This window comes from Lentzea sp. NPDC037011 (genome assembly GCF_055607425.1).
Genome location: NZ_JBVJRT010000006.1, coordinates 139,296 through 151,636, shown reverse-complemented (window position 1 = coordinate 151,636; position 12,341 = coordinate 139,296). Strand labels below are relative to the sequence as shown.

12 protein-coding genes are annotated in these 12,341 nt (G+C 70.6%); 10 read left to right on the top strand and 2 right to left on the bottom strand.

Annotated features, from left to right (window positions below; all coding sequences use genetic code 11):
- Positions 1-23 precede the first annotated feature (23 nt).
- From ACZ7CH_RS19865 to ACZ7CH_RS19850, 4 genes are read left to right on the top strand one after another with little or no spacing between them, the layout of a single operon-like run.
- The gene (locus ACZ7CH_RS19865; RefSeq protein WP_470374505.1) at positions 24-2,399 is read left to right on the top strand and encodes a sensor histidine kinase; all 2,376 of its coding nucleotides are present in this window, start codon (positions 24-26) and stop codon (positions 2,397-2,399) included.
- Positions 2,396-2,830 (top strand): roadblock/LC7 domain-containing protein, encoded by a 435-nt coding sequence (locus ACZ7CH_RS19860; protein ID WP_360391668.1) that lies wholly within the window; start codon positions 2,396-2,398, stop codon positions 2,828-2,830. Before ACZ7CH_RS19865 ends, ACZ7CH_RS19860 begins: the two co-directional genes overlap by 4 nt.
- A complete protein-coding gene (locus ACZ7CH_RS19855; protein WP_360391665.1) occupies positions 2,830-3,195 on the top strand; it encodes a DUF742 domain-containing protein in 366 nt (121 codons plus the stop codon). Before ACZ7CH_RS19860 ends, ACZ7CH_RS19855 begins: the two co-directional genes overlap by 1 nt.
- Entirely contained in the window at positions 3,176-3,757 is a 582-nt protein-coding gene (locus ACZ7CH_RS19850; protein ID WP_458431151.1) for a GTP-binding protein, read from the top strand. Before ACZ7CH_RS19855 ends, ACZ7CH_RS19850 begins: the two co-directional genes overlap by 20 nt.
- A gap of 133 nt (positions 3,758-3,890) precedes the next feature.
- On the opposite strand, the gene ACZ7CH_RS19845 is transcribed toward ACZ7CH_RS19850, so the two are convergent.
- Positions 3,891-4,754 carry a 3-hydroxybutyryl-CoA dehydrogenase gene (locus tag ACZ7CH_RS19845; protein ID WP_360391660.1) on the bottom strand — a complete coding sequence of 288 codons (864 nt, stop codon included), beginning with the start codon at positions 4,752-4,754 and terminating at the stop codon, positions 3,891-3,893.
- A gap of 177 nt (positions 4,755-4,931) precedes the next feature.
- On the opposite strand from ACZ7CH_RS19845, the gene ACZ7CH_RS19840 reads away from it, so the two are divergent.
- The 3 genes from ACZ7CH_RS19840 to ACZ7CH_RS19830 are packed head-to-tail and all read left to right on the top strand — an operon-like array spanning position 4,932 to position 7,370.
- Entirely contained in the window at positions 4,932-5,585 is a 654-nt protein-coding gene (locus ACZ7CH_RS19840) for a DedA family protein (protein WP_458431152.1), read from the top strand.
- 16 nt (positions 5,586-5,601) lie between these two features.
- On the top strand, positions 5,602-6,738 hold the full coding sequence (locus tag ACZ7CH_RS19835) for a sensor histidine kinase (protein ID WP_470374504.1): 1,137 nt from the start codon (positions 5,602-5,604) through the stop codon (positions 6,736-6,738).
- The gene (locus ACZ7CH_RS19830; RefSeq protein WP_360391653.1) at positions 6,726-7,370 is read left to right on the top strand and encodes a response regulator transcription factor; all 645 of its coding nucleotides are present in this window, start codon (positions 6,726-6,728) and stop codon (positions 7,368-7,370) included. The genes ACZ7CH_RS19835 and ACZ7CH_RS19830 overlap by 13 nt, the downstream gene beginning before the upstream one ends.
- A gap of 36 nt (positions 7,371-7,406) precedes the next feature.
- Here the strand turns inward: ACZ7CH_RS19830 and eat are convergent, their stop codons facing one another.
- The gene (gene eat / locus ACZ7CH_RS19825; protein ID WP_470374503.1) at positions 7,407-8,831 is read right to left on the bottom strand and encodes an ethanolamine permease; all 1,425 of its coding nucleotides are present in this window, start codon (positions 8,829-8,831) and stop codon (positions 7,407-7,409) included.
- Positions 8,832-8,941: 110 nt separating this feature from the next.
- Between eat and ACZ7CH_RS19820 the strand changes: the two genes are divergently transcribed.
- The 3 genes from ACZ7CH_RS19820 to ACZ7CH_RS19810 are packed head-to-tail and all read left to right on the top strand — an operon-like array spanning position 8,942 to position 12,313.
- A complete protein-coding gene (locus ACZ7CH_RS19820; protein WP_360391648.1) occupies positions 8,942-10,282 on the top strand; it encodes a glutamine synthetase family protein in 1,341 nt (446 codons plus the stop codon).
- Positions 10,269-10,964 (top strand): gamma-glutamyl-gamma-aminobutyrate hydrolase family protein, encoded by a 696-nt coding sequence (locus ACZ7CH_RS19815; protein ID WP_360391645.1) that lies wholly within the window; start codon positions 10,269-10,271, stop codon positions 10,962-10,964. The genes ACZ7CH_RS19820 and ACZ7CH_RS19815 overlap by 14 nt, the downstream gene beginning before the upstream one ends.
- Positions 10,961-12,313, top strand: a complete 1,353-nt coding sequence (locus ACZ7CH_RS19810) for an aldehyde dehydrogenase family protein (RefSeq protein ID WP_360391642.1) — start codon at positions 10,961-10,963, stop codon at positions 12,311-12,313. The genes ACZ7CH_RS19815 and ACZ7CH_RS19810 overlap by 4 nt, the downstream gene beginning before the upstream one ends.
- Positions 12,314-12,341 lie beyond the last annotated feature (28 nt).

Sequence of the window (12,341 nt, the reverse complement as noted above, 5' to 3'; positions counted from 1 at the left end):
GACACATGGAGACGAAGAGCGCTGTGAACGAGAAGAGCGGCTACGCACCGACCGACTACCGGACCATTAGGTCGCGGTTGGCCGGAGTGGTCGTCGTTCCCAGCGTCGTCCTGCTGGTCATGTGGGCGGTCTTCTCCTCGTACACCGTTTTCGACGGTTTCCACATGCGCTCCGCCGCAGCCGAGGTGAAGGACGTGACGATCCCGTCCGTGCAGGCGTTCGTCGGCCTCCAGCAGGAACGCCGGCTGAGCCTCGTGCTGCTCAGCAAGGCCGGCGGCACCGACGCGAGCGCGCTGCGGCAGCAGCAGGCCGAGACCGACGAGTCCGTCACCAGGATGAAAGCGGCGTTCGCGGACCTGACCGACGGCGCGCCGCAGGACGTCATCGACCGGGTCACCGCGCTCACCACCGCGCTGGACGAGCTCGGGCAGCACCGCTCGCGGGTCGAGTCGGGCACCGGCAACCCGCAGGAGGTCTACGACTACTACAACGGTCTCGTCGACGCGGGCGTCGCGCTGTTCTCCCGGCAGGCGCGGCAGGTGCCCGACGCCGAGGCCGGCCAGTCCACCGTGCAGGCCGTCACGATCTTCCAGTCCGCCGACTGGATGTCCCGCGCCGCCACCGTCGGCTCCCGCGGCCTGCTCAACCGGTCGTTCACCCCCGCGGAGCGCGTGGAGTTCGCCCGCCTGGTCGGCGCCTACCACTCCGGTGTCGACGCCACGATCCCGTTCGCGCTGGAGCAGCCCCGCCTGCAGTACGACGCGCTGCGCACCAGCTCCGAGTACCGCGCGCTGACCGACCTCGAGGGCCGCATCATCAACGGCGACACCGCCGTCAGCGACCAGCAGTGGCGGGCCGCTGCCGGTCCGGTGCACGAGCGGCTCGTCGCCATCGCCGTCCGGCAGGCGGAGGACGCCACGAACCTGGGGCTGGAGAAGGCCGGCAACCGGTTGACCGCCGTGCTCGTCGGCAGCCTGGTCGCGTTGCTCGCGGTCGTCGTCGGCATCGTGCTCGCGCTGCGCATCTCCCACCGGCTGGTGAGCCGGGCGCTGGTCACGCGGCTCGCCTCGCTGCGGGAGGACACGCTGCGGCTCGCGCAGGAACGGCTGCCGCACATCGTGGCCCGCCTGCGCGGGGGCGAGCAGGTCGACGTCCACCGCGACATGCCGCCGCTGGACTACGGCAACGACGAGATCGGCCAGGTCGCTGACGCGTTCAACACCGCCCAGTACACGGCGGTCGCGGCCGCGGTGAAGGAGACGCAGGCCCGCGAGGGCGTGAACCGGGTGTTCCTCGACATCGCGCACCGCAACCAGGGGCTCGTGCACCGCCAGCTCAAGATCCTCGACAAGCTGGAGCGCGAGGAGGAGAACCCGGACCAGCTCGACTCGCTGTTCCAGCTCGACCACCTCGCCACCCGCGCCCGCCGCAACGCCGAGAACCTGATCATCCTCGCCGGTGAGCAGCCCGGCAGGCAGTGGCGCAAGCCGGTGCGGCTGAGCGACGTCCTGCGCGCCGCCGTCGCCGAGACCGAGCAGTACGTCCGGGTCAAGGTCAACCCGGTGCCCGACCGCGCGCTCGTGGGCGTGGCCGTCGCCGACACCATCCACCTGCTCGCCGAGCTCGTCGACAACGCCACGGCGTTCTCCTCGCCGCGCTCCGAGGTCGTCGTCCACTCGAACGCCGCGCCGCACGGCATCGTGATCGAGATCGAGGACCACGGGCTCGGCATGACGCGGGAAGAACGCCTGCAGGCCAACGCGAAGCTCTCCAACCCGCCGGACTTCGAGACCATGGCGTTCCGCGGCGAGTCGCGGCTGGGCCTCTTCGTCGTCGCCCGGCTCGCGGCCCGCCGCGGCATCAAGGTGGAGCTGCGCGACTCGCCCTACGGCGGCACGGTCGCGCTGTGCGTGCTGCCGCCGCAGCTGGTGGCGCCGCACAACACCGCGGGCGACATCAGCGAGACCACGCAGATGCCGGTGCGGTCGTTCCACGACCAGCACCACGGCCACGCCGAGGAACACCCGAGCTTCCCGGTCAGGCTGCCGCAGAGGACGGTGAGCGCGGCGGCGCCGGACGAGGTGGCGGAGGCGCTCGTGAACCCGCGGCCCGTCCCGTCCGTTCCCGAAGCGGGTGGTCCGGTGGCGCCGGAACAGACGGCGCCGCAACCGGGTACCCCGGAACCGGCCCCGGACGGGAAGCCTGCGCTTCCCCGCAGGAAGAAGCGGCAGAACCTGGCGCCGCAGCTCGTGCAACCGGGCGAGGTGCCGCATGCTGAGCCGGTGACCGGCGAAAGGTCGGCCGAGCGGACCCGTGACGGGCTCGCCGCGTTCCAGCGCGGCACCCGTGACGCCCGGCTGACCGACGACTGGAGATCAGAAGGAGCCCCCTCGTCATGAAGGACAAGACCAGCCAGCACGGTGAGCTCAACTGGCTGCTGGAGGACCTGATCCAGCGGGTGGTCGGCGCGCGGCACGCGGTGGTGCTGTCCGCCGACGGACTCCTGCTCGGCCGTTCGGCCGGGCTCTCCCGCGACGACTCGGAGCACCTGTCGGCGATGGCGTCGGCGTTCCAGTCGCTCGCCCGCGGCACCGGGCGCCACTTCGGCGGTGGCGCGGTGCGGCAGACCATCGTCGAGATGGAGCACGCCTACCTGTTCGTCACGGCGGCGGGGCACGGTGCGTGCCTCGCGCTGCTCGGCGAGGAGGACGCGGACATGGGCATGATCGCCTACGAGATGAACATGCTGGTGAAACGGGTGGGCACGTACCTCTCGTCGGCCCCCCGCGCAGAAACGGCGCCCGTGCCCTCGGCACGAGAGTCCCGCTGATGTCCTCCCGCGAGGACTGGTGGTACGACGAGGCCGCGGGGCCGCTGGTGCGGCCCTACGCCATGGTGCGCGGCCGCACCCGGCCGAACGCGCCGGACCTGCACCTCGTGACGCAGGTCCGCACGTCCTCGTTTGCGTCCGACCAGACGTCGCTGACGGTCGAGCATCGCGAGATCATGTCGTTGTGCGTGCGCCCGCTGTCGGTCGCCGAGGTGGCCGCCTACCTCGACGTCCCGCTCGTCGTGGTCAAGGTGCTGCTCTCGGACCTCATCGAGCGCGGCGACGTGATCGTGCAGAACTCCGCACCGCGAGTTCCCGACCGGGATCTCCTGCAGGCCGTACTGGATGGTGTTCGTGGGATCTGACGACCAGCTGACCGTGCCGACCTCGGTCAAGATCGTCATCGCGGGCGGTTTCGGCACCGGCAAGACCACCATGGTCTCGTCGGTCTCCGAGATCCCGCCGCTGAAGACCGAGGAGCTGCTCACCGAGGCCGGTGTGCACGTCGACGACCTGGCCGGCATCGAGGGCAAGAACACCACGACGGTGGCGCTCGACTTCGGCCGCATCACGATCAACGCGAGCGTGGTGCTCTACCTGTTCGGGACGCCCGGCCAGAACAGGTTCTGGTTCATGTGGGACGAGCTGGCCCACGGGGCGATCGGCGCCGTCGTGCTGGTCGACACCCGTCGGCTCGACTCGTCGTTCCCGTCCATCGACTTCTTCGAGCACCGCGGCATCCCGTTCATCGTGGCGGTCAACTGCTTCGACGGCGGGCAGCTCTACACCGTGGACGAGGTGCGCCACGCCCTCGACCTCGACGACGCGATCCCGGTGCTGCTGTGCGACGCCCGCGACCGCGAGTCGTCGAAGGCGGTGCTGGTCGGCCTGATCCAGCACTCGATGAACCGCCTGGCACCGGCCTGAGGGTCAGCTCGTCAGCGCGGAAGACGCCAAGCCCGGCCCGGCCTCCGCAACACCGGCACCCCGCCCCCTGCCTGCGAACGCACGCGGGGACCTTTCGTACTCTCAGAGGGTACGAAAGGTCCCCGCGTGCGTTCTACCGGGCGTAGTTGTGGAACCCGCGGCCGGACTTCTTGCCCAGCAGACCCGCGTCCACCATGCGCAGCAGCAGCGGCGGCGGCGAGTACAGCGGCTCCTTGAACTCCTCGTACATCGACTCGGCGATGGCCTTCGTGGTGTCGAGGCCGATCAGGTCGGTCAGCCGCAGCGGCCCCATCGGGTGGGCGCAGCCGAGCACCATGCCGTTGTCGATGTCGTCGGCCGAGGCGAACCCGGACTCCAGCATGCGGATCGAGGAGAGCAGGTAGGGGATCAGCAGCGCGTTGACCACGAAGCCGGCGCGGTCCTGCGAGCGGATGACCTCCTTGTGCAGGGTGCCGCGCACGAACGCCTCGGCGCGCTCCTGCGTGGCGGCGCCGGTCAGCAGCGACGGCACGATCTCGACGAGCTTCAGCACCGGCACCGGGTTGAAGAAGTGCACGCCGATGACGTGCTCCGGCCGGTTGGTGGCCATGCCGAGCTTCATGATCGGGATCGATGACGTGTTGGAGGCGAAGATCGCGTCCTCGTCCGTCACGACCTTGTCGAGCGCGGCGAAGACCTCGGTCTTGACCTGCTCGTTCTCCGCGACCGCCTCGACCACGAACTGCCGGTCGGCGAAGTCGCCGATGTCCGTGGTGAACCGGATCCGCCCCAGCGCGGCAGCCCGGTCGTCCTCGGTCAGCTTGCCCGACTTCACGCCCCTGGCCAGCGACGAGGCGATCCGCCCCTGCGCTGCCTCGGCCGCACCCGCGTTGACCTCGACGACGATGACGTCGAGCCCCGCACGAGCGCTCACCTCGGCGATCCCGGAGCCCATGAGGCCGGAACCGACGACTCCCACACGTTGAATGTCACTCACGGGCCCGATCCTGCCACGACCGGCTCGAAACGAGGTGGTGCTGGTCCGGACGGGGGTGTGGTCCTCCGCAGTTCCGCAGCTGCGGACGAGCACCACAAAACGAACGGTCTTCCTCATGGTGACCGGAAAAAGGAGTTGAAAAGATCGAGCTCACCGAAAAGGAATTGGGGGAGTTCGATGTTCTCAGTTGTCGCGCCCACCGCCCACGAACCGGTCGGCGGACTCGCCGGGTGGGCCGTGGGCCTGATGGAGTCGCTCGGCGGCGTGGGCGCTGCCGTGGTGGTCGGCTTGGACAACCTCTTCCCGCCCATCCCGAGCGAGATCGTCCTGCCACTGGCGGGTTTCTCCGCGGCCAGGGGCGTGTTCAGCCTGGGGGAGGCGCTCTTCTGGACCACGGTCGGCTCCGTCGTGGGCGCGGTCGTCGTGTACCTCGCCGGAATGCTGCTCGGCCGCGAACGCACCCGCACCCTCGTCGCGAAGATCCCGCTCGTGCAGGTCTCCGATTTCGACCGGACCGAGAAGTGGTTCGCCGAACACGGCGCGAAAGCGGTTTTCTTCGGGCGCATGGTGCCGTTGTTCCGCAGTTTCATCTCGCTGCCCGCGGGAGTGGAGCGGATGGGCTTCGCGAAGTTCCTGCTGCTGACCACGCTGGGCAGCCTGATCTGGAACACGGTGTTCGTGGGCGCGGGGTACCTGCTCGGCGCGAACTGGTACCTGGTCGACGAGTACGCCGGGGTGTTCCAGAAGGCCGTGCTCGCGGCGGTCGTGCTGGCCGCCGGGTGGTTCGTGGTCATCCGCCTGCGGGAACGGCGGTCGGCGCGTGCCCGGTGACGGCTACGCTGCCGGGGTGCTGTTCGACCGCGGTGGGCTGCTGCGCCGTGCCGCGCGCCGGACGGCCGGGCTGGCGGTCGGGGGAGCGTCCGCGTTCGCCGAGCTCGCCTTCGTGGTCTGCGCCGCGGCCCTGCTGGGGGTGAGGTCCGCGCGACCAGCGGTGTTCACGACGGCCAGGGTGCTCGCCGAGTTCGAGGGCCGGCGGATCGAGCGCTTCCACGGGCAGGGCAGCGCGGGGGACTTCACCGGCCGGCGGGCGTTGCGGTACCTGGGTGTGCGCTGGCTCGTCGGCGGGCTCGGCGCGGGCGTGCTGCTGCTGATCGTCCTCGGTGCCGGCACGGCCGCGGTCATGGTGTGGCAGATGGTCTTCGGCACGGGCAGCCCGAGCCGGATGAGCTGGTACGACCCGATCACGTTCGTGCTGTTCGGCACGCTGCTGGTGTTCATGACGGTGCAGGCGCTGCTCGGTGTGGAGCGCCTCGACCTCGGGCTGGCGCGCCACTTCCTCGGCCCGACCGCGCAGGAGGTGTTGCGGCGCAGGGTCTCCGAGCTGACCGTGAGCCGCGCGGAGGTGGTCGAGGCGATCACCGAGGAGCGCCGGCGCATCGAACGCGACCTGCACGACGGCGTGCAGCAGCGGGTGGTCGCGCTGGGCGTGCTGCTGGGCCGCGCGAGCCGCCGTGCCGACCAGGCGCCGGAACTGCTGGAGCAGGCCCGCGCGGAGGCCGGACGGGTGCTGCTGGAGCTGCGCGAGGTGAGCTGGCGGGTGTACCCGGCCGGGTTGGACAGCGGCGGGCTGCACGCGGCACTGGAGTCACTGGCCGAACGCGCCGGCGTTCCGGTGCGCCTGCGCTACGCGCTCACCGAACGCCCTCCCGGCACCGTCGAGGTGCCCGCGTACTTCGTCGCCTCCGAGGCCGTCACCAACGTCGGCAAGCACGCCGGCGCCACCCGGATCGACCTGTCGGTGAGCAGGCGGGGCAGCATGGTCGTCGTGCGGATCGAGGACGACGGCGCGGGTGGCGCCGACCCGGCGGGCAGCGGGCTGTCCGGACTGGCGCGGCGGGTGGCCGCGGTGGACGGCGTGTTCACAGTGGACAGTCCGCCCGGTGGCCCGACCGTGATCACCGCGGAGCTGCCGTGCGCGTCGTGATCGCCGAGGACTCGACGCTGCTGCGCGAGGGCCTGGTCCGGTTGCTGGCCGAGGAGGGGCACGAGGTGGTGGCCGCCGTCGGTGACGCCACCGCGTTGCTGGAGCGGACCGAGGAACACCGGCCCGACCTGGTGCTCACCGACGTGCGGATGCCGCCCGGCCACACCGACGAGGGGCTGCGGGCGGCGCTGGAGATCCGCCGGCGCTGGCCGGAGGTCGCCGTCCTGGTGCTGTCGCAGTACGTCGAGAAGCGCTACGCGACCGAGCTGATCACCACCGGGGGTGGCCGCGTCGGGTACCTGCTCAAGGACCGGGTGATGGACGTCGGCGAGTTCCTCGGCGCGCTGGAACGGGTGGCCGCCGGCGGCGAGGCGTTCGACCCGGACGTGGTCCGCGCGCTGATCACCCGCAGCGCGCACGCCGACCCGCTGGCCGGGTTGACCGCGCGAGAACGCGACGTGCTGGAGAAGATGGCGCAGGGGCACAGCAACCCCGGCATCGGCCAAGCGCTCAGCATCTCGCGCAGCGCCGTGGAGAAGCACATCAACGCGATCTTCGAGAAGCTCGGCCTCACCGACAGCGCCGCCTACAGCAGGCGGGTGCTCGCGATCGTGCGCTACCTGCAGGGCTGACCGCCGCACGAAACCGCGCGGCGGCCGGCCCAAGTCCTAATCCAGCTCCGCCTCCGCCTTGGCGATGGCGGCGAACTCCTCCTCCGGCGCGTTCGCCACGAGGTGGTGCCGGCTGTAGAACCAGAAGTACGCCACCGCGATCAGCACGATGCCCGCGGTGACGCCCGCCGCGACCTCGTCCACGAAGAACGTCGCGATGACCGCCGCGACCGCCAGCACCAGCGCCACACCGGTGGTCGCGGTGCCACCGGGGGTCCGGTAGGGCCGCGGCAGGTCCGGTGCCGTCTTCCGCAGGACGATGTGCGACACCATCATCAGCACGTACGACAGCGCCGCGCCGAACACCGCGATGTTGATGATCCGCGCGCCGCCGTTCACCGGGTCGACCGTCTTCATCGTGGTGGCCAGGACGAAACCGATGGTGCCCGGCACGATCAACGCGAGGTACGGCGTCTTGCGCCTGCCGGTCTTCGACAGCCAGCGCGGCAGGTACCCGGCGCGCGACAACGCGAACAGCTGCCGCGAGTAGGCGTAGATGATCGAGAAGAACGACGCCACCAGACCGGCGAGGCCGACGTAGTTCACGAGCTGTGCCAGGAAGGTGTCCCCGCCGTAGGCCGCGCGCACCGCCTCCGGCAACGGGTTGCCCGACTCCTTCAGCGCGTTCGCGCCCGCACCGCCCGGTGCGACGAGCAGGATCGCCGCCGCGAACACCAGCAGCGCGATCATCGCGGCGATGATGCCGCGCGGCATGTCGCGCTTGGGGTCGCGGGCCTCCTCCGCGGCGAGCGGAACCCCTTCCACCGCCAGGAAGAACCAGATCGCGAACACGATCGCGCCCCACGCCCCCGTGACGCCCATCGGCAGGAACGAGCCGTCGCCGATGTCGAACAGCTTCGCGGAGTCGAACTTCGGGATCATGCCCGCCACGAACGCCACCAGCGCGACCACGGCGACACCGGTGATGACGAACATCAGCCGCAGCGCCTCGCCCACGCCGTACAGGTGGATGCCCACGAAGACCACGTAGCACGCCAGGTACACCGGCCACGTCGCGTCGAGCAGGCCGAGCGCCTTGACGTAGTCGCCGATGAACACCGAGATCGCCGCAGGCGCCATGGCGTACTCGATGAGGATCGCGATACCCGTTGCGTAGCCGCCCAACGGGCCGAGCGCGCGCCGTGCGAAGCCGTAGCCCGCACCGGCGACGGGGAGTGCGGAGGCGAGCTCGGCCAGGCCGAACACCATGCACGTGTACATCGTGGCCATCAGGACGGTGGCGACGAGCAACCCGCCCCAGCCGCCCTGCGCGAGGCCGAAGTTCCACCCGGCGAAGTCACCGGAGATCACGTACGAGACACCCAGCCCGGCGAGCAGGACCCAGCCCGCCGCCCCTCGCTTCAGCTGCCGGTGCTCCAGGTAGTCGCTGCTCACCTTCTCGTACTCGACATGCTTGGCCATATGGACTCCCATTAGTCCTTTAAGCAGTGGTTGAGGGTGGCGCTCATCACCCGGCGGTGTCAAGATGATGCCGCCAATGGCTCGCATGCATACCTTTGGAGGAACGCGGAATGCTGACCGTCGAGGAGTTGCGCGCGGCCGTGGACACCGGGGAGATCGACACCGTCCTCGTCGCGATCGTGGACATGCAGGGGCGCCTGCAGGGCAAGCGGTGCGCGGCGCGGTACTTCCTCGACGAGGTCCTCGGGCACTCCGCGGAGGGCTGCAACTACCTCATGGCGGTCGACGTCGAGATGAACCCGGCCAGCGGCTTCGCGATGTCGAGCTGGGAGCACGGGTACGGCGACTTCGTGATGAAGCCGGACGTGGACACCCTGCGCCGGGTGCCGTGGCAGGAGGGCACCGCGCTGATCATGTGCGACGTGGTGTGGGAGAACGGCGACCCGGTCGTCGCCTCGCCGCGGCAGGTCCTGCGCAGGCAGCTCGACCGGCTCTCGGAACTCGGCCTGGAGGCCCACGTCGGCACCGAGCTGGAGTTCATCGTCTTCGACGACACCTACGAGCAGGCTTGGAACTCCGGCTACCGCAACCTCACGCCCTCCAACCAGTACAACGTCGACTACTCGTTGCTGGGCACCGCGCGCGTGGAACCGTTGCTGCGCGCCATCCGCAACGGCATGACGGGCGCGGGCATGGTCGTCGAGTCCGCCAAGGGCGAGTGCAACCCCGGCCAGCACGAGATCGCCTTCCGCTACACCACGGCGCTGCGCACGTGCGACCAGCACGCCATCTACAAGAACGGCGCCAAGGAGATCGCCGCGCAGCAGGGCAAGTCGCTCACGTTCATGGCGAAGTACAACGAGCGCGAGGGCAACTCGTGCCACATCCACCTGTCGTTGCGCTCCCGGGACGGCGACCCGGTCTTCGCGCAGGGTCACGGCATGTCGGAGCTGATGCGGCACTTCCTCGCGGGCCAGCTGGCCGCGCTGCGCGAGCTCACCTACTTCCTCGCCCCGAACGTCAACTCCTACAAGCGGTACGTCGAGGGCTCGTTCGCGCCGACCGCGGTGGCGTGGGGCCGGGACAACCGCACGTGCGCGTTGCGGGTCGTCGGCCACGGCCAGTCGCTGCGGTTCGAGAACCGCGTGCCCGGCGGTGACGTGAACCCCTACCTCGCGGTGGCGGCGTTGATCGCGGCGGGCCTGCGCGGTGTGGAGCGGAAGCTCCCGCTGGAGGACGAGTTCGTCGGCAACGCCTACGTCTCCGACCGGCCGACCGTGCCGACGACCCTGCGCGAGGCGGCGGACCTGCTGGCGGCCAGCGAGCTCGCCCGCGACGCGTTCGGCGCCGAGGTGGTCGACCACTACCTCAACGCCGCGAAGGTGGAGCTGAAGGCGTTCGACGCGGCGGTCACCGACTGGGAGAAGGTGCGCGGTTTTGAGCGCCTCTGAGCCCCTCGTCGGCATCAGCACCTACCTGGAGCGCACCCGGTTCGGCCACTGGGACGTGGAGGCCGCCGTGCTCCACCGCGGCTACCTCGACTGCGTGGTCGCGGCCGGTGCCAACCCGGTGATGCTGCCGCCGGTTGGCACGTGGACCGCCCAGAGCGTCGCGTTCCTCGACGCGCTGGTGATCGCCGGCGGCGCCGACGTCGACCCCGCCACCTACGGTGCCGAACCGGACCCGCGCACCGGGCCACCGCGCCGCGACCGCGACGAGGCCGAGTTCGCGCTGGTCGAGGCGGCGCTGAAGCTCGACCTGCCGGTGCTGGGCGTGTGCCGCGGCATGCAGGTGCTCAACGTGGCGCTCGGCGGCACGCTGCACCAGCACGTCGAGGGCCACAACCCGGCGCCCGGCGTGTTCGAGCACACCGACGTCGCGGTCGAACCGGGCACCGCGCTGCACCGGGTCCTCGGCGACCGGACCACCGTGCAATGCCACCACCACCAGGCGCTGGACCGGGTCGCCGACGGCCTGCGGGTCACGGCGCTGGCCCCGGACGGGACGGTCGAGGCCGTGGAGCTGGAGGGCGCGCGGTTCGTCGTCGGCGTGCAGTCGCACCCGGAGCAGGACATCGAGGACCTGAGGCTGTTCGAAGCACTCGTGGACGTGGCAAGGAGCGCAACGCTGTGACCTTTGACGTCATCAACCCGGCCACCGAGGAGGTTGTGCGGTCCGTGCCGCACACCACCCTCGGCGACACGGACGCGGCGATCGGCCGGGCGCACAAGGCGTTCCAGGGCTGGCGCGCCGTCGCCCCCGGTGACCGCGCGCGGTTGCTGCGCCGGTTCGCCGAGGTCGTCGACGCGCACGTCGAGGAGCTGGCGCGGCTGGAGGTCGAGAACTCCGGGCACACCATCGGCAACGCCCGCTGGGAGGCCGGCAACGTCCGCGACGTGCTGCAGTACTACTCCGCGGCACCGGAGCGGTTGTTCGGCAAGCAGATCCCGGTCGCCGGCGGGCTGGACGTGACGTTCCACGAACCGCTCGGCGTCGTCGGCGTGATCGTGCCGTGGAACTTCCCGATGCCCATCGCCGGCTGGGGCTTCGCACCCGCGCTCGCCGCGGGGAACACGGTGGTGCTCAAGCCCGCGGAGGTCACGCCGCTCACCGCGATCCGGCTCGGCGAGCTCGCGCTGGAGGCGGGCCTGCCCGAGGGCGTCTTCCAGGTGCTGCCGGGCAAGGGCAGCGTCGTCGGCACCCGGTTCGTCACGCACCCGTTGGTGCGCAAGGTCGTGTTCACCGGCTCCACGCAGGTGGGCAAGCAGATCATGGCCGGCTGCGCGGACCAGGTGAAGCGGGTGACGCTGGAGCTCGGCGGCAAGTCGGCCAACATCGTCTTCGCGGACTCCGACCTGGAGAAGGCGGCCGCGACCGCGCCGTACGGGGTGTTCGACAACGCCGGGCAGGACTGCTGCGCCCGGTCCCGGATTCTGGTGCAGGCGAGCGCCTACGACCGGTTCATGGAACTGCTGGAGCCCGCGGTCAAGGGCGTGAAGGTCGGCGCACCGGGCGACGAGGCGACCGAGATGGGGCCGCTGATCTCCGCTGCGCACCTCGGCAAGGTGGCGTCCTACGTGCCAGACGACACGCACGTCGCGTTCCGCGGCGAAGCCCCGGCCGGTCCCGGTTTCTGGTTCCCGCCGACGGTCCTCACGCCGGGCTACGGCCACCGCACGGTCACCGAGGAGATCTTCGGGCCGGTCGTCGTCGTCCTGCCGTTCACCGACGAGGAGGATGCGGTTCGGATCGCGAACGACTCCGAGTACGGCCTGTCCGGTTCGATCTGGACGAACGACGTCGGCCGCGCGATCCGGGTGTCGCGGGCCGTGGAGGCCGGCACCCTGTCGGTGAACTCGCACTCGTCCGTCCGCTACTGGACGCCGTTCGGCGGGGTGAAGCAGTCCGGGCTCGGCCGTGAGCTCGGACCCGACGCGCTCGACGCCTTCACCGAGGTCAAGAACGTCTTCATCGCCACCTGACTTCCGGCACGTCTGACAGGAGAACAAC